The sequence below is a fragment of the Bradyrhizobium tunisiense genome, assembly GCF_042263385.1.
In the GTDB taxonomy this organism is placed as follows: Bacteria; Pseudomonadota; Alphaproteobacteria; order Rhizobiales; family Xanthobacteraceae; genus Bradyrhizobium; species Bradyrhizobium tunisiense.
This window is the reverse complement of sequence record NZ_JBHLEV010000002.1, coordinates 885,443-904,091: the sequence shown is the minus strand read 5'-3', so window position 1 is coordinate 904,091 and position 18,649 is coordinate 885,443. Positions and strand designations below refer to the sequence as shown.

Genomic DNA, 18,649 nt, shown 5'->3' with positions numbered 1-18,649 from the left:
CTCTCCTGGGTCCCAGCCTTATGCCAAAAGCGGGCCGCCGTTCCCAGCGGGGGCGGGCGGAACGGGCCGATTTCCACCGATTGGCTGATACGTTCCGCGGTGCTAAAGCGCGGGGCCATGAGTGACGCATTTTCATCACAAACCGCGCTAGTCCTGTTCTCCGGCGGCCAGGATTCCACCACATGCCTCGCCTGGGCGCTCAGCCGCTTCGCGCGCGTGGAGACACTGGGCTTCGACTACGGCCAGCGCCACGCCATCGAGCTCGATTGCCGCGGCCGCCTGTTCGCCGGCGTCAAGGCGCTACGCGCGGACTGGGCCGCAAAGCTCGGCGAGAGCCACACGCTGTCGATCCCGACGCTGGCGGCGGTGTCCGAGACCGCGCTGACGCGCGACGTCGCGATCGCAATGGGCGCCGACGGGCTGCCCAACACCTTCGTGCCCGGCCGCAACCTGATGTTCCTGACCTTTGCGGCGGCGCTGGCCTACCGGCGCGGCATCACCCACATCGTCGGCGGCATGTGCGAGACCGACTATTCCGGCTATCCCGATTGCCGCGACGAGACCATCCGCGCCATGCAGGCCGCGCTCTCGCTCGGCATGGCCCGGACGTTCGAGCTGCACACGCCGCTGATGTGGATCGACAAAGCCGCGACGTGGCAGCTCGCGCAGGATCTCGGCGGCGAGGGGCTGGTCGATCTCATCCGCGAACACTCCCACACCTGCTACCTCGGGATGCGCGGCGCGCAGCATGATTGGGGCTATGGCTGCGGAGAATGCCCGGCATGCGACCTTCGGGCGAAGGGGTGGCGGGAGTTCGTGGCGGCGAAGTAGGTTCGCCGCGTTACGCGCTCGTACCCCGGACGCAGCGCAGCGCTCCTTCAGCGGTGCGCTGCAGAGCCGGGGCCCATGCCGCATTGGGGTTCGTTGCCTCTGGATCCCGGCTCTGCGCCGCAACGCTTGCGCGTTGCAGCTTGTCCGGGACACAAGAGTGGCGCGACCTACCCAAAATCCTCGGCCTTCAACTCGATCGGCTTGCCATGCGGCGTGCGATCGGCCGCGTGGTCCCAGGCGGCCTGGTAGCGTTGCAGCGTGTCCAATGACGCAACGCCCTTGCGCGCAACCAGGCTTTCCAGCGTGGCGAGCCAGTGCAGGTAGTAGGTCTCGCCGGTGTCGGGATCGCCGGCCGCCTGTGCGCGCTTGATCTCGTCTGCAAGGCTAGCTGCCCATTCGGGCCAGGTGAACACGCCGCGCTCGTGCAGCGTCAACGCCATCGCGAAGGCATGCGCCTCCCAGGGCGCGCGGAATACCGGACCGTCGTCGTCGCGCGGAATGCTCGGGATCGCCGCTGTCGCGGCGGCTGCAAGCGCACCGCTCATCACGCCGGATCCAGATAGGGCTCGAAGGCGTCGATGGAGACCTTCAGCGTGGGATCGCCATCCTCGCCCCAGAGATCGCGGCCCTCGAACACGACGGTGTAGAGCCACTGCGGATGTTCGCCGAGCTCCATCGCCGCCGTATCAGGAAACACGTGGCAGCCATGGTTGAGCTCGACTACCCCGACATGACCGCGCACATAGCGCGGCAGCCGGGTGTGCGTGGCCGGGTGTATGTTCTTGGCACGCACGCGGTCGCCAATGTTAAATTTGGCGGGAGCCGGGGCAGGGCGGCCGAACTTGCCGCGCACCATGATGCGCTCGACCTGGCCGAGATCGAACTTTCCATGCTTGAGCGCCTTCCCCGGTTGCATCGCATGGCCGGCGGCGACTTCCTCTCGCGTGAGATAGCCCTTCTCGATCAGCATTTCCTCGAGGCCGAGGAACCATTTCTTGTAATAGGAGCTCGACAGATACACATGCGGCGGCAGGGTCTCGCGATAGAAGCGAGACGTGTCGATGTTGAAGGCTCCGGCAGCGCCCATCGCGCGCACCATCGCCAGCACGCGCGATTCCCATTCTTCGTGAAACATCGGCTCGTTCGGCTCGGGCTCGACCTTGCCGAACCCGTCCATGCCGCCCATGTCGTGCACGCCGTTCACGAGGGCGCTCCCGGTGTCCTGGGAAAGCCGGTGCCGATCATGGAGTCGCGGGTCACGAGCTCGGCGAGCTGCTCCTCGCTCCAGCCTTCCGTGCCTGCGGGGCGCATCGGCAGCACCAGGAAGCGCGTTTCGGCGGTCGAATCCCACACCCGGATTTCGATGTCCTTCGGCAAGGTGACGTCGAAATCGGCGAGGACGCCGCGCGGGTCCTTCACGGCCCGCGAGCGATAAGGCGCGGCCTTGTACCAGACCGGCGGCAGACCGAGCATCTCCCAGGGGTAACAGGAGCACAGCGTGCACACGACCATGTTGTGGCGCTCAGGCGTGTTCTCGACCACGACGAGATGGTCGCCCACGCGGCTGACATGGCCGAGCGTGCCGACCGCCTTGGAGCCATCCTCCAGCAGCGCCTTTTTGAAGGCCGGATCGGTCCAGGCCTTGGCGACGACGCGCGCTCCATTGTGGGGGCCGATCTTGGTCTCATAGGCCTGGATGATGGCGTCGAGCGCGGCGGGCTCGACATAGCCTTTTTCAGTCAGGATCGTTTCGAGCGCGCGCACGCGCAGCTCAGTCTCCGACAGTTCGGAATGGTCGTGATCGTGATGATGATCGTGGCTCATGAGACGAAGAATAAGGGCAATGAGCCCCGCCTGTCGAGTATGCGCTGCGGCGCAACCGGGTCCCATATTCGTGAGGCCGGATGTGGGCTAGCATTGCCGCAAGAGACAGATTGGGGAGACGTCAGTGACGGACTATTTGAAGATCGAAAAGGGCCTCGGCCCCGAGGGACGGATCGCGGTGGTGCGTTTCGACCGCGGCGACGGCATCAATGCGCTATCCCCCGAGGCGCTGCGCCAGCTCACTGCGGCGGCGCGTTGCTTCGAGGATGATGCTGCGACCTCCGTCGTGGTGCTGACAGGCAGCGCGAGCGCATTCAGCGCGGGATTCGACCTGAAGGATGCCGAGGGACGTGCGCGCAAGAACATGGATCTCGGCACGCTGCGGCGGCACCTCAAGCTCGGCCCCCGTCTGACCCAGGCCTGGCAGGAGATGGAGCAGATCACGATCGCCGCGATCGAGGGCTTTTGCGTCGGCGGTGGCGTGGCGCTGGCCGTCGCGCTCGACTTCCGTGTCATGGGCAGCGATGCCCATCTGCGTGTGCCCGAGATCGGGCTCGGCATGAACATGAGCTGGCAGAGTATCCCGCGCATGCTGCACCTGATCGGACCCGCCCGCACCAAGCAGGCGGTCATTCTGGCCGATCAGCGCATCTCTGCGGAGGAAGCCTATGAATGGGGTCTGGTCGAGCACGTCGTCGATCCCGGCCATGCGTTCGATGCCGCCATGGATCTCGCCCGGAAGGTCGCCGTACAGCCGCCGCTCTCGGTGGCGATGACGAAACTCACCGTCAACCGTCTCGCGCACGCGCTGGACGATCTCGCCAGCCACATGGACGTGGACCAGTTCGCGCTCGCAGGCTTCAGCGAGGATCACAAGGAGGGCGTCGAGGCGTTCCTGGGCCGGCGCAAGCCGCACTTTAAGGGGCGGTAGTCTGCGGCGGCAGATGGATTTTCTTCGCCAAGGGACGATTGGGAAAACTTCGCCCAACCTCCGGCAAAATTCTGACATTGCAAGAATGACCTGAACGGGCGATGGTGCGTGCTGCGGTGCAGCGCGCTTCCGAGCCCTCATCGCGGTTCCAACCCCGTCGCATGATGCGACCAGGCTTCCCGCGCACTGGGCGGGCAAGCGAACCATTGTGCATGAAGGCCGCCTCCATGAATGCCCACCAATCGCTCGCGATCGGACAGCCGATCGAGAAGTTCGATGCGATTTCACCTGCCGCAGCCGGACCGGATGTGATGGTCCGTTTCGCGGGGATATCGAAGACCTATCCGGCTTACCGCGGCAAGCCCGGTGTCAACGCACTGCAAGGAATCGATTTCGCAATACCGCGCGGCTCGATCACCGGGGTGATCGGTCGCTCCGGCGCCGGCAAGTCGAGCCTGGTTCGACTGATCAACGGGTTGGAGAAGCCGACCACCGGCCGCGTCATCGTCGATGGCCGCGATATTTCGGCGCTCGCCGGCCGCGAGCTGCGGCTGGCGCAGCGCTCGATCGGCATGATCTTCCAGCATTTCAACCTGCTGTCCTCGCGCACGGCAGCCGATAACATCGCGCTGCCGCTCGAGATTGCCGGCTGGGCCAAGGCTGATATCAAGACCCGGGTCTCCGAGCTGCTCGCGCTGGTCGGCATTGCCGACAAGCACGACCGCTATCCGTCCGAACTCTCCGGCGGCCAGAAGCAGCGCGTGGGGATCGCCCGCGCGCTGGCGACGCGGCCGAGCGTGCTGCTGTCGGACGAGGCGACCTCCGCGCTCGATCCGCAGACCACGCGCGCGATCCTCGATCTGCTGGCGAGCATCAACCGCGAGCTCGGCGTGACCATCGTGCTGATCACCCACGAGATGTCGGTGGTGCGGCAGCTTGCCAAGGAAGTCGTGGTGCTCGATGCCGGCCATGTGGTCGAAAGCGGCGATGTCGCCGACATCTTCACACAGCCCACGCATCCCATCACGCAATCCTTCCTGGCCGAGGTCATCGGCGATAGCTTGCCGGTCTCGCTGGCGAGCCGGATCGTGGCGGAGCCGCCGGCCGGCGGGCAAGCCGTGATCCGCCTTCAGGTGCGCGGGGCAGGGGCCGGCGACACCCTGGTGGCGCGGCTCGCCCGCGAGCTCGGCCTGGACGTGTCGCTGCTGTCGGCCCGCATCGACGAGATCGGCGGCCAGCATGTGGGCTCGCTCGTTCTCGGCATTCCCCTGGGTATTTCCGGCGGCGAAGACGCGGTGACGCGGACGCTGGCCTTTCTGGCTCAACATCAATTCCCGGCGGAGCGTCTCGGCTATGTCGCCTGAACTCATCAACCTGATCATCCGGGCGACTTTCGAAAGCCTCTACATGGTCGGCATCGCGGCGCTGCTCGGCACCGCCTTCGGCCTGCCGCTCGGCGTCTTCCTGGCAACCAGCCGGAAAGGCGAGCTGTTCGCGGCCCCCTTCATCAATCGCGCGCTCGGCATCGTCGTCAATGCGACGCGGTCCACGCCGTTCATCATCCTGGTCGTCGCCATCATCCCGTTCACGCGCCTCATTGCCGGCACCTCGATCGGATCGAGTGCGGCGATCGTGCCGTTGACGATTGCGTCGGCACCGTTCATCGCGCGTCTGGTCGAAGCCGCCATCCGCGAGGTCGATGGCGGCCTGATCGAGACCGCGTCCTCGTTCGGCGCCTCGCCGCTCCAGATCGTGTTCAAGGTGCTGATCCCCGAGGCGCTGCCGGGCCTGTTACTGGCGCTGACGCTCGCAGTGGTCAGTCTGCTCGGCTACTCCGCGATGGTCGGCGCCGTCGGCGGCGGGGGCCTCGGCGATCTCGGCATCCGCTACGGCTATCAGCGCTTCATGCCGGAGATGATGCTGGCCGTCGTCGTCGTGCTGATTGCGCTGGTGCAGCTCGTCCAGAGCGCCGGCGACTATCTGGCGCGCCGCGTCAACCGCCGACTGCGGCATCACTGAGCCGGATCACGCCGCACGCCTCGCCCGCCGCAGCGTCTCCGAGGGCAGCTCGGAGAAGTGGCGCTTATAGTCGAGCGAGAACTGGCTGAAGTGCCAGAAGCCGTGCTGCACGGCGACGTCATAGATGGATGTCCCGGCGCCGCCGACGCGTTTCAGGGCGCGCCGGACCCGGTTCAGCCGCATCGCGCGCCAATAGTGCATCGGACTCGTGCCCAAGACCTCCTGGAAGCAATAGCCGAGCTTGCGCGGGCTGGCGCCAACCGCCGTGCAGACCTCCAACAACGACAGCGAGCGATCGCCGCTGCCGTGCATCAGGTCGCGGGCGCGATCGACGGTGCGCCTGCGCGCCGCGGCGCTGCGGCCGGGATCGCTCGGCCGTGCCGTCGGCAGCATGTCCATGATCTCGACGAGAAGGGCATCCTCCAGCGCCTGCCGTGCCGCCGCATCGTCAAACTGCCCCGGTGCGGTCGTGATGGTCTCGTGAATTGCGATGAGATGCGCGCGCAGCCGTGCGACCGGCGCCTCCGCCATCTCGATCACCTGCAACCGATGCCAGGCGCGGCGCGGCAGCGCGATGTCGAGGGTGGCGGCCATTTGCTCGATCAGCGCCGCACTGGCGACGACGCCGCGCAGCTCGAAGGCCTTCGGCGTGCACATGTCGACCTCGGCATCGATGCAGGCAATCACCTGCGCGCCCGTGGCATTCGCTCCGTTGCAATTGACCTCGCCGTCACCGTGCCAAGGCAGGCCAATGCCAAAGCTGCCGGCGCCCAATTGGCCGTATTGGCGGACCTGCTGGCTGGTGATCTCGCGAAACACGTCGAGCCGGGGCAGGGAGAGCTGGGTGAAGCTGCCCTTGAACGCGCCGGCGCTGATCTGGTCGTAGCTCAGGCGCCAGCGGCCGAGCGCGGCGCAGTGCTCGTCAACGTCCGTGCTGCTGGCCTGGAACAGGCTGGCAGCCGAGTCCTGGATCGGAGGGGTTGCGCTTAAGACCATGACAGCACGTTGCAATTTGCCCGGCGAGATCTAGCGGGGGCCGTGCCAAGACTGGCATGGTCGTCGCCCGTGTCCAGCAAAATATTGCCGGATCTCGATAACTCCCGGTGGCGCCCGGGTGCAGTCTTGCTCGCTCACCGTTGCGGTATCGCCGCTGGTGGCGCTTCGCGGAGGATCAAGATGCGGCCGACCGAAATCATGCGTGGCAGCCCACCGGCGCCCGAGGCCCTGGTGACCCGCGCCAACTGGCGCAGCTATCCCGCGATCCGCTGGGGCTTCACACACACCCGCGAAGTGCTGCCAACTGCCGAGGTTCGACGGTCGGCCCACCCCAGCGCCATCACCAGCGCGCCGCGTGAGCTGGCAAAGCTCAGCTTCACGGCGTCCGACGGTACGCCCACCACAATCGAGGCTACCTTGCGCGAAACCTTCGCAGACACGTTGCTCGTGATGCACCGGGGCACGCTGATCCACGAATGGTATGACGACGGCATGAGTGCCGCCACGCCCCATCTGATCTGCTCCATCAGCAAGGCGATCGCCGGCACCCTGGGCGGCGTGCTGGCGGCACGTAGACTGGTCGATCCCGAGGCAAGCGTGGTGCGCTACGTGCCGGAGCTCGAGACCTCGGTCTACGGTGGCTGCACCGTCCGCAATCTCCTCGACATGGCCGTCGCCATCAAGTTCGAGGAGGATTACGAGGATCCCGCAGGCGATGTCGCGCGCTATCGCTTTTCCTCGGGATGGGACGTGCCGCCGCCAGGCGTCGAGGCCGGTCACCAGCGCGCTTATCTCACCACGCTGCGCGGGACAGGGAAACCGCATGGCAAAGTGTTTCACTACGTCTCACCCAACACCGAAGTGCTCGGCTGGGTCTATGAGCGCGCCTGCGGCATGCCATACCAATATATTCTGTCCGAACATCTCTGGCGGCCGATGGGCGCAGAGGAAGACGGCTCCCTGACACTCGACAGCCACGGCATGGGCCGCATTGCCGGCGGCCTCTCCGTCACCGCGCGCGATCTGATCCGCTTCGGCGAGATGATCCGTTGCCGTGGCGTGGTCCAGGGACGGCAGGTGGTGCCCGGCTGGTGGATCGACGACATCCGTGAAAACGGCGATCCCAAGGCTTGGGCCGACGGCGACCTCGCCGAATTCTTCCCGGGCGCGCGCTACCGTAGCAAATGGTTCACGATCGATCCGTCGCGCAACGCGCTCACGGCGATCGGCATCCATGGTCAGCACCTTTACGTTGATTGGGACTCGGACACCGTCATCGTCAAGCTCGCAACGCAGCCGAAGGCGATGGACGTACCGATCGACCTGCGCTGGTTCGCCGCCTTCCGCACCATCACCGCGCATCTCGCGCCGCGCTGACATCCGGACTCCATCATGCTCGAAACCGTCGCATCCAACTCGTCCGCGCAAGCTGCCGCACAGCATCCGCTTGACCCGTTGACCGCCGCAGAAATCACGACCGCCTGCACGATGGTGCGCGCCGCTGTGGCTTCACCCGAGAACTGCCGCTTCCCGACGGTGCGGCTGGAGGAGCCTACCAAGCAGGAGCTGGCCGCGGGCGGAGCAGGGCTTCCGCGCCGGGCCTTCGTGCTGACGCTGGATGTCGTCACCGGGGAAGCGATCGAGCACATCGTCGATCTCGGCCGCGGCGAGATCGTCGATCGCAAGCTCGTCCCCAACCGCGAGGCGCCCTATGGGCAGCCGCCGGTGATGCTGGAAGAGTTCTTCAAATGCGAGGCCGTGGTGAAGGTCGATCCCGGCTGGCGCGCGGCGATGCAGCGGCGCGGGCTCAGCGACAAGGACATCGAGCTGGTTCAGGTCGACCCGTTCTCCTCGGGCTTCTTCGACAATGAGTTCGAGCGCGGCGCGCGCATCGTGCGCGCCGTCAGCTATTTCCGCGAGCATCTCCAGGACAACGGCTACGCCCATCCGATCGAGGGCGTTGTCGCGGTTGTCGATCTGATCGGCGGCAAGGTCATCGACCTCACGGACGAGGATCCGATCGTGCCGATCCCGCGCAAGAAGCGAAATTACGGGGCGCATGAGGTCACTGACCCGCGCACCGACATCAAGCCTCTGCACATCGAGCAGCCCGAGGGCGCGAGCTTTCGCGTCGATGGCTGGAAGGTCGATTGGCAGAAGTGGAGTTTTCGCGTCGGCTTCACGCCTCGCGAGGGCCTCGTGCTGCATCAGCTCGCCTACCAGGACGGCGCACGCAAGCGCGCGCTGATTTATCGCGCCAGCGTCACCGAAATGGTGGTGCCTTACGCCGACCCGACCGCCAATCATTTCTGGAAGTCGGCGTTCGATGCCGGTGAATACGGCCTCGGCATGCTCGCCAACGCGCTCGAACTCGGCTGCGACTGCCTCGGCAACATCCACTATTTCGATGTGCCGGCCGCCGACAGCAGGGGCGAGCCCTTCGTCATGCGGAACGCCGTCTGCATGCATGAAGAGGACTACGGAATTGCTTGGAAGCACTATGAATTCCGCAACGGCCTGTTCGAGGTTCGCCGATCCCGGCGGCTCGTGATCTCGTTTTTCGCGACCGTCGGCAATTACGACTACGGTTTCTACTGGTATCTCTACCAGGATGGGACGATCCAGCTGGAGACCAAGCTCACCGGCATCATTCAGACTACCGCCGTGCGGCCGGGCGAGACGTACAAATGGGGCGGCATGGTCGACGACAATCTGGGCGGACCGACGCATCAGCACTTCTTCAACGCTCGCCTGCACATGGACCTCGACGGCGGCGGCAATACCGTCACTGAGCACGACTTCGTGCCGCGGCCCTGGGGTAACGACAATCCGCACGGCAACGTGTTCGACACCACCACGCGCGTGCTGTCGCGCGAGCGCGATGCAGCGGCGATCGCCAACGGCGAAACCGGCCGGTTCTGGAAGATCAGCAATCCCAACGAGACCAATTCGGTCGGCAATGCTCCCGCCTACAAGCTCGTAGTCAATCCGAGCCCGCTGATGCTGGCGCAAGAGGGCAGCACCGTGCGCAGCCGCGGCGGCTTTGCCACCAAGCACGTCTGGGTGACCGCGTTCGATCCGGGCGAAAAATACGCCAGCGGCAACTATCCCAACGTCCATGCGGGCGGCGACGGCCTGCCGCGCTATGCCGCGCAGAATCGAAACATCGAGAATGCCGACATCGTGGTGTGGCACTCGTTCGGCCATACCCACGTCTGCAAGCCCGAGGACTTTCCGATCATGCCGGTCGAGTATGCTGGCTTCATGCTGAAGCCAACCGGCTTCTTTGCGGCCAATGCGGCCGGCGATATTCCGCCGGACCGCAACAGCCGCAGCGTGCTGGCGGGCGAAAAGAGCGCCGCGGCAACCTGTTGTCACGCGGACCGCGGGTAACGTCCAACGGTTGTGCCGTTAACTTCAGCCGCAACGCTGATACGGCGTCGAGGCACGAGCGCATTCGTCGCACGCGCTGCGCACATGTCTGGAGGGATTCTAAGCCTGTTCCTATCGCGCTCCCAAACCGTCTGAGTTAGGGCGAGGCATCAAAACGATACCGGCAAAGCCGGCAGTGCGTGGGGCCTCGAAAGACGTGACCGACTTCCAACTTTCTTCGCGTGGAGAAACGCGTCGCCGACAGATTCAGATATTCTTCCTCGGGGCGGTCAGCGCATTCCCCCTCGTCATTCCCTTCGATTCCGCGGAGGCTCAGACGCAGATTCCCGCTGTCACCGTCGACGCGCCGGCTGACCGCGTCCGCCCTGCGTCGATCGCTCCGTCGCGACGGGCGGCGACGCGGACCTCGCGAGCCAATCGCCGCTCTGCCGCGCAGCAGGCCGCGCCGACCCAGTCGGCCGCATCGAACGTCGGTGCGGGCGAACGCGCCAGTGGTCCGGTACGCGGATTCGTCGCCACAAGGAGCGGCACCGCCACCAAGACGGATACTCCGCTGATCGAGACCCCGCAGTCGGTGTCCGTCGTCACCACCGATCAGGTCAGGAATCAGGGCGCAGTCTCGATCGGCGAGGCACTGCGCTACACCGCCGGCGTCAGCGGCGACGTCAATGGCGGTTCGGACACCCGATTCGGCGCGCTCCAGATCCGCGGCTTCGACACCACCATGTCGGGCCTCTACGTCGACGGCCTGCGGATTCCCTCCAGCAACTACGTGCATTTCAACGGCCTCGATCCCTACGGCGCCGAGCGCATCGAGGTCCTCAAGGGACCGTCCTCGGCGATGTATGGCGGTAGCGGCACCGGCGGCATCCTCAACTACGTGACCAAGCTGCCGACCGCGCAGCAGTTCGGCGAAGTCTCGATCTCCGGCGGCAGCTTCAACCGCTATCAGGGCCAGTTCGACATGGGCGGTGCCGCCAACAAGGAAGGCACCGTGCTGTGGCGCCTGACCGGCGTCGTCCGCGACGGCGAAACCCAGGTCGACTTCACCAAGGACAACCGCGTCTTCATCGCGCCCGCCGTCACCTTCAAGCCGAACGAGGACACCACCATCACGATCCTGGCCAACTACCAGCGGGATCGCGCAGGGTGGGGCCTGCAGTTCCTGCCGGCATCGGGCACGGTGTGGCCGAACAACGGCCGCACCATCCCGGTCTCGTTCTTCGCAGGCGTGCCGGGCTTCAACGCGTTCAACACCGAGATCGCGACCGCGGGCTACCAGCTCTCGCACAATTTCACCGACAACATCACGTTCCGGCAGAACCTGCGCTACGCCTATCAGCACAACGAAGAGAAGGTGTTTTACGGCGCCGGCTACACCGACGAGCCCGCGGGGCAGCTCGCACGGTTCGGCAGCTATAGCAACTCCTATATCAACTCCTTCGCGGTGGACAACCAGCTGCAAGGCAAGTTCGTCACCGGCATCTTCAGCCATACCACGCTGGTTGGCGTCGACTACCGCAACACGCAATTCCGCGACACCGCCTTTGGCGTCACCACCTCGGCACCCGAGATCAACGTGTTCAATCCGGTCTACAGCTACGACTGGACCATTGGCGGGATGAGCGATAACACCGGCGTCAAGCAGTCGCAGGTCGGCCTCTATGCGCAGGATCAAATCAAGCTCGGCCGGCTGTCGTTCCAGCTCGGCGGCCGCCAGGACTTCGTGACGACGCAGCTCGACAGCGATCTGCCCGCCGCGAGTACGTCAGTATCGAAGGACGCGTCGGCCTTCACCGGTCGCGCAGCCGTGATGTACAATTTCGACAACGGCATAGCGCCGTATTTTAGCTACTCGGAATCGTTCCTGCCGGTGCTCGCAAGGGGACAGGGCGGCCAGATGCTCAATCCCGAGACCGGCGTCCAGTACGAGGTCGGTGTCAAGTACCAGCCGATCGGCTGGAATGCGCTGTTCACGTTCGCCGCCTTCGACCTGACGCGCGACAACGTCGTGACCTATGCGCCGCCGAGCTATCTCGCCGAGCAGACCGGTCAGGTGAAGTCGCGCGGCCTCGAGCTCGAGGGCACCATGTCGCTCGCCGACGGCTGGAATCTGCGCGCGGCTTATGCCTATGTCGATGCCGTGGTCACGCAGGATCCGGTCAATGTCGGCAAGGCGCCGGTCACCGTGCCGCTCAACCGTGCTTCACTGTGGAACGATTACACGCTTCAGACCGGGCCGCTCGCCGGCCTCCAGTTCGGCGGCGGTATCCGCTATGTCGGCGCGACATGGGGTGACGATGCCAACACGTTCAAGGTGGGATCCGCGACCGTGCTGGACGCGCTGCTCGCCTACACCCGTGACAATTGGCGCCTGTCTTTGAACGTGACCAACCTTGCCGATACACGCTATGTCGCTGCGTGTTACAGCCTGTCCGGGTGCTTCTACGCGGAGGGGCGCAAGGCGATCGGCAAGCTGAGCTACCGCTGGTGAATTGGAACTGGGGTTCGGCGCTGGGGAGCCGGACCTGACGGAATGAGAGTGGAAGACGATGAGGGCGATATTCGGCAAGCTGCATCGCTGGGCGGGACTGCTCACGGCCGGATTCCTGTTCTTCTCCGGCATTACCGGCGCGATCATCTCCTGGGATCACGAGATCGACGACGTCCTGAACAGCCATCTGTTCGACGTCACCAGCAAGGGCCCGGCGATCCCCTCGATCGAGCTTGCCAAGATGATCGAGCAGCGCGATCCCCGTGCCCGCGTCGTCTACCTCTTCATGACGCCGGAGGAGGGCCACTCGCTGTGGTTTTTCGTCATGCCGCGGATCGATCCGGCTACCGGCAAGCGCTATGCGCTCGACTACAATCAGATCTTTCTCGATCCCAATACCGGCGTGGAGCTGGGCCGGCGCTATTGGGGCGCCGTGTGGCCTGTCACAAGAGAGAACCTCGTCTCGTTCCTCTACAAGCTGCACTACACGATGCACATCCCGGAGTTCTGGGGCAGCGACCGCTGGGGCATGCGCGTGCTCGGCATCATCGCCATCATCTGGACCATCGATTGCTTCGTCGGCTTCTATCTGACGCTGCCCTCGCGCCGGCGCGCCAGGGCGGCGCGGGCACCTGCCGTCACGCGCCAGCTCGAGCGCGGCTTCTGGGCGCGCTGGGCGCCGGCCTGGACCATCAAGACCTCGGGCAGCGCCTACCGGATCAATTTCGACATCCACCGCGCGTTCAGCCTGTGGACCTGGAGCCTGCTGTTCGTGATCGCCTTCACCGCGTTCTCGCTGAATCTCTATTTCGAGGTGTTCTCGCCGCTGATGAAGATGGTGTCGAATTATACGCCGACGCCCTATGAGCAGCGGCCCTACCGCGATCTCGACGACCCCATCGAACCCCAGATGACCTTCGCCGAAATCGCTGCCCGCGCGGCCGCCGATGGCAAAGCACGTGGCTGGACCATCCCGGTCGGGGCGATCAGCTACGGACCGGCCCATGGCGTCTATGCCGCCGCCTTCTTCCACCCCGGCGACGATCACGGGGCCGGCGGCGTCGGCCCGGCGCAGCTTTATTACGACAGCGAGGATGGCCGCCCCATCGGCGAACGGCTGCCCTGGGTCGGCACCGCCGCCGATATCTTCGTGCAGGCGCAGTTTCCGCTGCACTCGGGACGCATCGTCGGCCTGTTCGGGCGCATCCTGATCTCGATCATGGGGCTCGTGGTGGCCGCACTCTCGGTCACGGGTGTCGTCATCTGGTGGCGCAAGCGACGCGCCCGGGTCCGCGTTCGCGAGACCGCGACAATGCGCTTGAGTGAGCGGCAACTGACGCCGGCGGAGTAGGGCTAGACGAAACGATGTTCCGGCAGGCCCTGCGCGACGCCGTGAATGGCAAGAACATGACCGGCCTGCGGCTCGATGCTCAACTGGCGCGGATCCAGGAACTTTCTCGCCGTCGTGACGTACAGCGTTTCTAGATCGCGCCCTCCGAAGCACAGGCAGGTCGGATTGGTCACAGGCATCGGGATAATGGTATCGATCTGCCCGTCCGGCCGGTACCGCACGACCCGGCCGCCCGAGAAGAACGCCGTCCATAGCCCGCCGGCAGCATCGACGCATGCACCGTCAGGTCTTTCCTGAGAAGCGCTATAGTCTGCGAACAAGCGCCTGTTTCGGATCACGCCGTCATCGACGTCAAAGTCGAACATCCAGGTGCGGTATCGCCGCGTGTCCGTGAAATAGAACGTTCGATTGTCGGGCGCGAACGCAATTCCGTTTGTGACGATGACGTCCTCGAAGATGCGCGCCACCTCACCGTCCCCGGTCACGCGATACAGCGCGCCATTCGGACGATGCAGCTGATTGTCCATGGTGCCGATCCACAGGCGGCCGCGGGCGTCCACGCGGCCGTCATTGAAGCGGTTGTCCAGGCCGCACTCGACCTCGCAGAAGTCGGCGGGAGGAGCTTCGTCGGAAACGCGACGAGAGAGGCGCAGATCCCTCGCAAGGAGATGCGAGCCGTCGCTCGTGAGGGCCTGGCTGCCCAGGAATTGGCAATCGCAGGAGGAAACGTGATGGGCACCCGTCGCCGGATCGAAAGATTGATGAAGCCTGCCGTCGATGTCGATCCACCACAGCTTGCGGGACCGGTCGCACCACAATGGCGTTTCGCCGAGTATATCCGCGCTGGCGACCGCGGTCTCAACCCGATGCGCGGGGATCGTAGCCGTGGTCATCCAGAATTCCCGCTCCGGCCGTCGATAAACTTGATTTCCAGGCGGGAGAGGCGGGTCAGCCGCTCTTCCAGGAGGACAGCGCGTGCGCGACGCAGCCATTGATATGGTCGGTGAGGACGGCCTTGGCCGTCTTGATGTCCCGCTTCAGGGCGCAGTCCAACAGGGCCTTGTGTTGGTTGATCGTCTCTGCGCCCCGATAGCGCAGCGCATAGCGGAAGTATTTGTCGAACACGACCGAATGGGTGTGCATCAACTCGCGAGAGCCGCAAGCAGAGATCAGCGCCTGGTGAAATTCGCCGTCGTAGCGCTTGCGGAGCTCGGGATCGTCGCCCTCGGTGCGGACGGTGCGCTCGGTGGCGGCCAGCTTGTGGTGCGCTGAAACCACACGGCCCTCCCACTCAACGTCGCCGGCGCGGAACGACTCGGCCATCGCATGATGCTCCAGCAGGATGCGCAGATCGGCGAGCTCCCGCAGATTCTGGATCGAGACAGGCGCCACCTCGAATCCACGTTGACCTTCGGCAACCACAAAACCTTCGGAGGTCAGACGATTGAGGATCTCACGCAGCGTACTGATGCTGACGCCGTAATCTTCCTTCATGGCATCGAGCCTGAGACGCCCGGATGGCGTAAGCACGCCGAAAATGATGTCGGACCGAATGCGCTGATAGCCGCTGTCGCCTGCGGATAGGGGCCGCTCATCAACTGCCGTCATGCTTTCCCGATCCCGCTTGTCCCGATTGCCGCCCCTCCGAGAGGAGGCCGAACATCAATGTTGACAACAATATAGCAGATCGACGATCCATGACGTATAGCAAAATATCATAGGAAACCGCGATCATCATTTGACATGAAAATTCATGTATGATCTCTAAATAGACGGAGGGCACGAAAGATAATGGCTTAAGCCGCGGTTCGTGCTCGCTTGCAATAGGGGAGAAAGCGATGAGCTTGTTGGTACGGGCGCTGTCTGCGACGGCGATCTGCGTGGCGCTGACGGTCGGCGCATCTGCTGCCGACGATATTCAGGAGCGCACGATCAGGTGGGGCCACCTGAACAATACCGATCACCCCGTCAGCCAGGGCGTGCAGAAATTTGCCGAGATCCTGCTCGCCAAGAGCGGAGGCAAGATGAAGGTCCGAGAGTTCGCGGCCTCGCAGCTCGGCAATGAGCTTCAGCAGCAATCCGCGCTGCGTGGCGGCACTCAGGAGATGTTGTCGGCCTCGACGACGTCGCTCGCGACCGTCATTCCCGAGTTCGGCCTCATCGATTTCCCGTTCCTGTTCAACTCGACCGAGCAGGCCGATGCGCTCGGCACTGGCAAGTTCGGCAAGGCGATGCTCGACACGCTGCCGGCGAAGGGGCTGACCGGGCTGGGTTATTGGGGCCTGGGCTTCCGCAATGTCACCAACAGCACCCGCCCGATCACCAAGCTCGAGGATTTCGCCGGGCTCAAGCTTCGCGTCATTCCGAATCCGGTTTACCTCGAAAGCTTCAGCGCCTTTAAGGCCAACCCGGTCCCGATGGCCTTCGGTGAGCTGTATTCGGCCCTGGAGACGCGCACGGTCGACGGCCAGGAGAATCCCTATACAGTCATTCTCTCGAACAAATTCTACGAAGTGCAGAAATACGTCTCCGCCACAAATCACACCTTCACCCTGAACATCATTCTGGTGAGCAAGGCATTCTGGGACAAGCTGTCGCCGACCGAACAGCGCCTGATGCGCGAGGCCTATGACGAAAGCCGCGGTTACCAGAAGGAGCAGACGCGCCTTCAGACCGAGAAGGCGTTGGCGGAGCTGCAGGCCAAGGGCATGCAGTACAATGCGATCGCACCCGAAGAGAGCGACCGCATGCGCAAGGCGGTTCACCCCGTCGTCGAAAAGATCTCGGCCAACCTTCGTACCGAGACGGTGAAGCTCTTCAACGAAGAGGTCGAGCGCATCCGCAAGGACGTGAAGTAGCGGCCTTCTTCGTCACGCAGGCACTGGAGCCGGCGATTGGCCGGCTCCAGCCCTTGATTTGCCCGGACGGTACGCATGGCGCGAGCTCTCGACCTCTATTGCACGTTCCTGAAGGCCGTCATCGCCGCCTGTCTTGCGGTCATGGTGGTGCTGGTGTTCGGCAACGTCGTGCTGCGCTACGGCTTCAACTCCGGCATTGCTATTTCCGAGGAACTGTCGCGGTGGCTGCTGGTCTGGTTGACCTTCCTCGGCGCCATCGTTGCGCTGCGTGAACACGCCCATCTCGGCGTCGATAGTCTGGTCCGGATGCTGCCGGCTTACGCCAAGCGCATCTGCTTCGTCATCAATTATTGCCTGATGCTGTTTGCGGACTGGCTTCTGCTCTCGGGCAGCTGGCGCCAGACCATCATCAACATCGACGATCGGGCGCCGGCGACCGGCCTGTCGCTCGGGATCTTCTACGCCGTTGGCGTCGTCTTCGGCGTGTCCGCCGGCGTGATCCTTCTCTACGACCTCTTCCGCGTGCTCAGCGGGCAGGCCAGTGAAGCCGACATGGTGGCCGTCAAGGAATCGGAAGAGCGCTGATGTTGTCGAACGGAGCTTTGCCGGCCAGCGCTCGCATCCTGCAAACCGGCGGGACCACGCCATGACGATCGCCGTCTTCGCCCTTTCGCTGCTCGGCGCCATGGCGCTCGGCATGCCAATCGCCTTCGCGTTGATCGTCTGCGGTGTAGCCTTGATGAGCACGATCGACATGTTCGACGCCCAGATCGTGGCGCAGAACATCATCAACGGCGCGGACAGCTTTCCACTGATGGCGATTCCGTTCTTCATGCTCGCGGGCGAGATCATGAACAAGGGCGGTCTGGCCAAGCGCATCGTCAATGTCGCGCTGGTCGCCGTCGGGCATTTTCGCGGTGGCCTCGGCTATGTCACCATCCTCGCGTCGTGCATGCTTGCCTCGGTGTCGGGCTCGGCCGTGGCCGATGCCGCCGCGCTGGCGGCACTGCTGGTACCGATGATGGTGGCAGCGGGGCACAACAAATCCTATGCAGCGGGTCTGGTGGCGGCCGGCGGCATCATCGCCCCCGTGATCCCGCCCAGCATCGGCTTCGTTATCTTCGGCGTCACCGCCGGCGTGTCGATTTCCAAGCTGTTTCTGGCCGGGATCGTGCCCGGCCTGCTACTCGGAGCGGGACTTTGCCTCGCTTGGGCGTGGGTGGTGCGGCAGGAGAACCTGACGCCGCCGTCCCGGGCCTCGTTGTCCGAAATCGTGAAGGCCGTCGTCGATGGCTTCTGGGCGCTGATGCTGCCCGTCATCATCATCGCTGGCCTGCGTTTCGGGATCTTCACGCCTACGGAAGCTGCGGTGGTGGTCGCCGTCTATTCGCTCTTCGTGGCAACCTGCATCTATCGCGAGCTGAAGCTGTCCCAGCTCTACCAGGTGTTCGTCTCCTCCGCGGTGACGACGAGCATCGTGATGTTTCTGATCGCAGCGGCGCTCGTGTCGTCCTGGCTCATCACGGTATCGGAGATCTCGACACAGATCGTTCATCTCCTGAAGCCATTCATGGGCAACACCACGCTTCTGATGCTGGCGATCATGGTCGTGGTGGTGATCGTGGGAACGGCCCTCGACATGACGCCAACGATCCTCATCCTCACGCCAATCTTGATGCCTATCATCAAGGCGGCCGGCATCGACCCCGTCTATTTTGGCGTCCTCTTCATCATCAACAACGCCATTGGCCTCATCACCCCGCCGGTCGGCGTCGTGCTGAATGTCGTCTGTGGTGTCTCCAGGATCAGCATGGAAGAGATTGTCAGGGGCGTATGGCCCTTCATGATCGCGCAGCTGGTCGTGCTGTTCGCGATGGTGCTATTCCCTGGACTGGTGACGATCCCGGCCAAGTGGTTTGGAGGCTAGGGCATGATCCGGAAAGTGTGCAGCG

17 protein-coding genes are annotated in these 18,649 nt (G+C 64.3%); 11 read left to right on the top strand and 6 right to left on the bottom strand.

Going from position 1 to position 18,649, the window contains the following annotated elements; all coding sequences use genetic code 11:
- The first annotated feature begins 117 nt into the window (after positions 1-117).
- A complete protein-coding gene (queC, locus tag ACFDR6_RS11680; protein WP_317239524.1) occupies positions 118-831 on the top strand; it encodes a 7-cyano-7-deazaguanine synthase QueC in 714 nt (237 codons plus the stop codon).
- A 167-nt stretch (positions 832-998) separates the two neighbouring features.
- On the opposite strand, the gene ACFDR6_RS11675 is transcribed toward queC, so the two are convergent.
- The 3 genes from ACFDR6_RS11675 to nthA are packed head-to-tail and all read right to left on the bottom strand — an operon-like array spanning position 999 to position 2,655.
- Positions 999-1,376: a nitrile hydratase accessory protein gene (locus tag ACFDR6_RS11675; RefSeq protein WP_375858342.1), complete on the bottom strand. Its 378-nt coding sequence runs from the start codon at positions 1,374-1,376 to the stop codon at positions 999-1,001.
- Positions 1,376-2,035, bottom strand: coding sequence for a nitrile hydratase subunit beta (nthB, locus tag ACFDR6_RS11670; RefSeq protein ID WP_375858340.1), 660 nt, complete (start codon positions 2,033-2,035; stop codon positions 1,376-1,378). The genes ACFDR6_RS11675 and nthB overlap by 1 nt, the downstream gene beginning before the upstream one ends.
- Positions 2,032-2,655 (bottom strand): nitrile hydratase subunit alpha, encoded by a 624-nt coding sequence (nthA, locus tag ACFDR6_RS11665; protein WP_212085305.1) that lies wholly within the window; start codon positions 2,653-2,655, stop codon positions 2,032-2,034. The genes nthB and nthA overlap by 4 nt, the downstream gene beginning before the upstream one ends.
- Positions 2,656-2,779: 124 nt before the next feature.
- Between nthA and ACFDR6_RS11660 the strand changes: the two genes are divergently transcribed.
- From ACFDR6_RS11660 to ACFDR6_RS11650, 3 genes are all read left to right on the top strand, one after another.
- A complete protein-coding gene (locus ACFDR6_RS11660) occupies positions 2,780-3,586 on the top strand; it encodes an enoyl-CoA hydratase/isomerase family protein (RefSeq protein ID WP_375858339.1) in 807 nt (268 codons plus the stop codon).
- 212 nt (positions 3,587-3,798) lie between these two features.
- The gene (locus tag ACFDR6_RS11655; RefSeq protein WP_212085309.1) at positions 3,799-4,950 is read left to right on the top strand and encodes a methionine ABC transporter ATP-binding protein; all 1,152 of its coding nucleotides are present in this window, start codon (positions 3,799-3,801) and stop codon (positions 4,948-4,950) included.
- Positions 4,940-5,605, top strand: coding sequence for a methionine ABC transporter permease (locus ACFDR6_RS11650; RefSeq protein WP_317239529.1), 666 nt, complete (start codon positions 4,940-4,942; stop codon positions 5,603-5,605). The genes ACFDR6_RS11655 and ACFDR6_RS11650 overlap by 11 nt, the downstream gene beginning before the upstream one ends.
- 6 nt (positions 5,606-5,611) lie before the next feature.
- Here ACFDR6_RS11650 and ACFDR6_RS11645 read toward each other — a convergent pair whose 3' ends face one another.
- On the bottom strand, positions 5,612-6,601 hold the full coding sequence (locus tag ACFDR6_RS11645; RefSeq protein WP_375858337.1) for a helix-turn-helix domain-containing protein: 990 nt from the start codon (positions 6,599-6,601) through the stop codon (positions 5,612-5,614).
- A 180-nt stretch (positions 6,602-6,781) separates the two neighbouring features.
- On the opposite strand from ACFDR6_RS11645, the gene ACFDR6_RS11640 reads away from it, so the two are divergent.
- From ACFDR6_RS11640 to fsrB, 4 genes are all read left to right on the top strand, one after another.
- Positions 6,782-7,978 (top strand): serine hydrolase domain-containing protein, encoded by a 1,197-nt coding sequence (locus ACFDR6_RS11640; protein ID WP_375858336.1) that lies wholly within the window; start codon positions 6,782-6,784, stop codon positions 7,976-7,978.
- 15 nt (positions 7,979-7,993) lie between these two features.
- On the top strand, positions 7,994-9,994 hold the full coding sequence (locus ACFDR6_RS11635; RefSeq protein ID WP_375858335.1) for a primary-amine oxidase: 2,001 nt from the start codon (positions 7,994-7,996) through the stop codon (positions 9,992-9,994).
- Between the two features lie 196 nt (positions 9,995-10,190).
- Positions 10,191-12,488 (top strand): TonB-dependent siderophore receptor, encoded by a 2,298-nt coding sequence (locus ACFDR6_RS11630; protein WP_375858334.1) that lies wholly within the window; start codon positions 10,191-10,193, stop codon positions 12,486-12,488.
- 58 nt (positions 12,489-12,546) lie between these two features.
- Entirely contained in the window at positions 12,547-13,839 is a 1,293-nt protein-coding gene (gene fsrB / locus ACFDR6_RS11625) for a siderophore utilization protein FsrB (protein WP_375858333.1), read from the top strand.
- Positions 13,840-13,841: 2 nt separating this feature from the next.
- Here the strand turns inward: fsrB and ACFDR6_RS11620 are convergent, their stop codons facing one another.
- Positions 13,842-14,732, bottom strand: coding sequence for an SMP-30/gluconolactonase/LRE family protein (locus tag ACFDR6_RS11620; protein WP_375858332.1), 891 nt, complete (start codon positions 14,730-14,732; stop codon positions 13,842-13,844).
- A gap of 55 nt (positions 14,733-14,787) precedes the next feature.
- Positions 14,788-15,447 (bottom strand): GntR family transcriptional regulator, encoded by a 660-nt coding sequence (locus ACFDR6_RS11615; RefSeq protein WP_375858331.1) that lies wholly within the window; start codon positions 15,445-15,447, stop codon positions 14,788-14,790.
- A 230-nt stretch (positions 15,448-15,677) separates the two neighbouring features.
- Between ACFDR6_RS11615 and ACFDR6_RS11610 the strand changes: the two genes are divergently transcribed.
- The 3 genes from ACFDR6_RS11610 to ACFDR6_RS11600 all read left to right on the top strand — a co-directional run bounded on the left by ACFDR6_RS11610 (position 15,678) and on the right by ACFDR6_RS11600 (position 18,624).
- Complete coding sequence (locus tag ACFDR6_RS11610; protein WP_212085328.1) at positions 15,678-16,697, top strand: TRAP transporter substrate-binding protein; 1,020 nt, start codon at positions 15,678-15,680, stop codon at positions 16,695-16,697.
- Between the two features lie 75 nt (positions 16,698-16,772).
- Complete coding sequence (locus tag ACFDR6_RS11605; protein ID WP_212085331.1) at positions 16,773-17,282, top strand: TRAP transporter small permease; 510 nt, start codon at positions 16,773-16,775, stop codon at positions 17,280-17,282.
- Between the two features lie 61 nt (positions 17,283-17,343).
- Positions 17,344-18,624, top strand: a complete 1,281-nt coding sequence (locus ACFDR6_RS11600) for a TRAP transporter large permease (protein ID WP_375858330.1) — start codon at positions 17,344-17,346, stop codon at positions 18,622-18,624.
- Positions 18,625-18,649 lie beyond the last annotated feature (25 nt).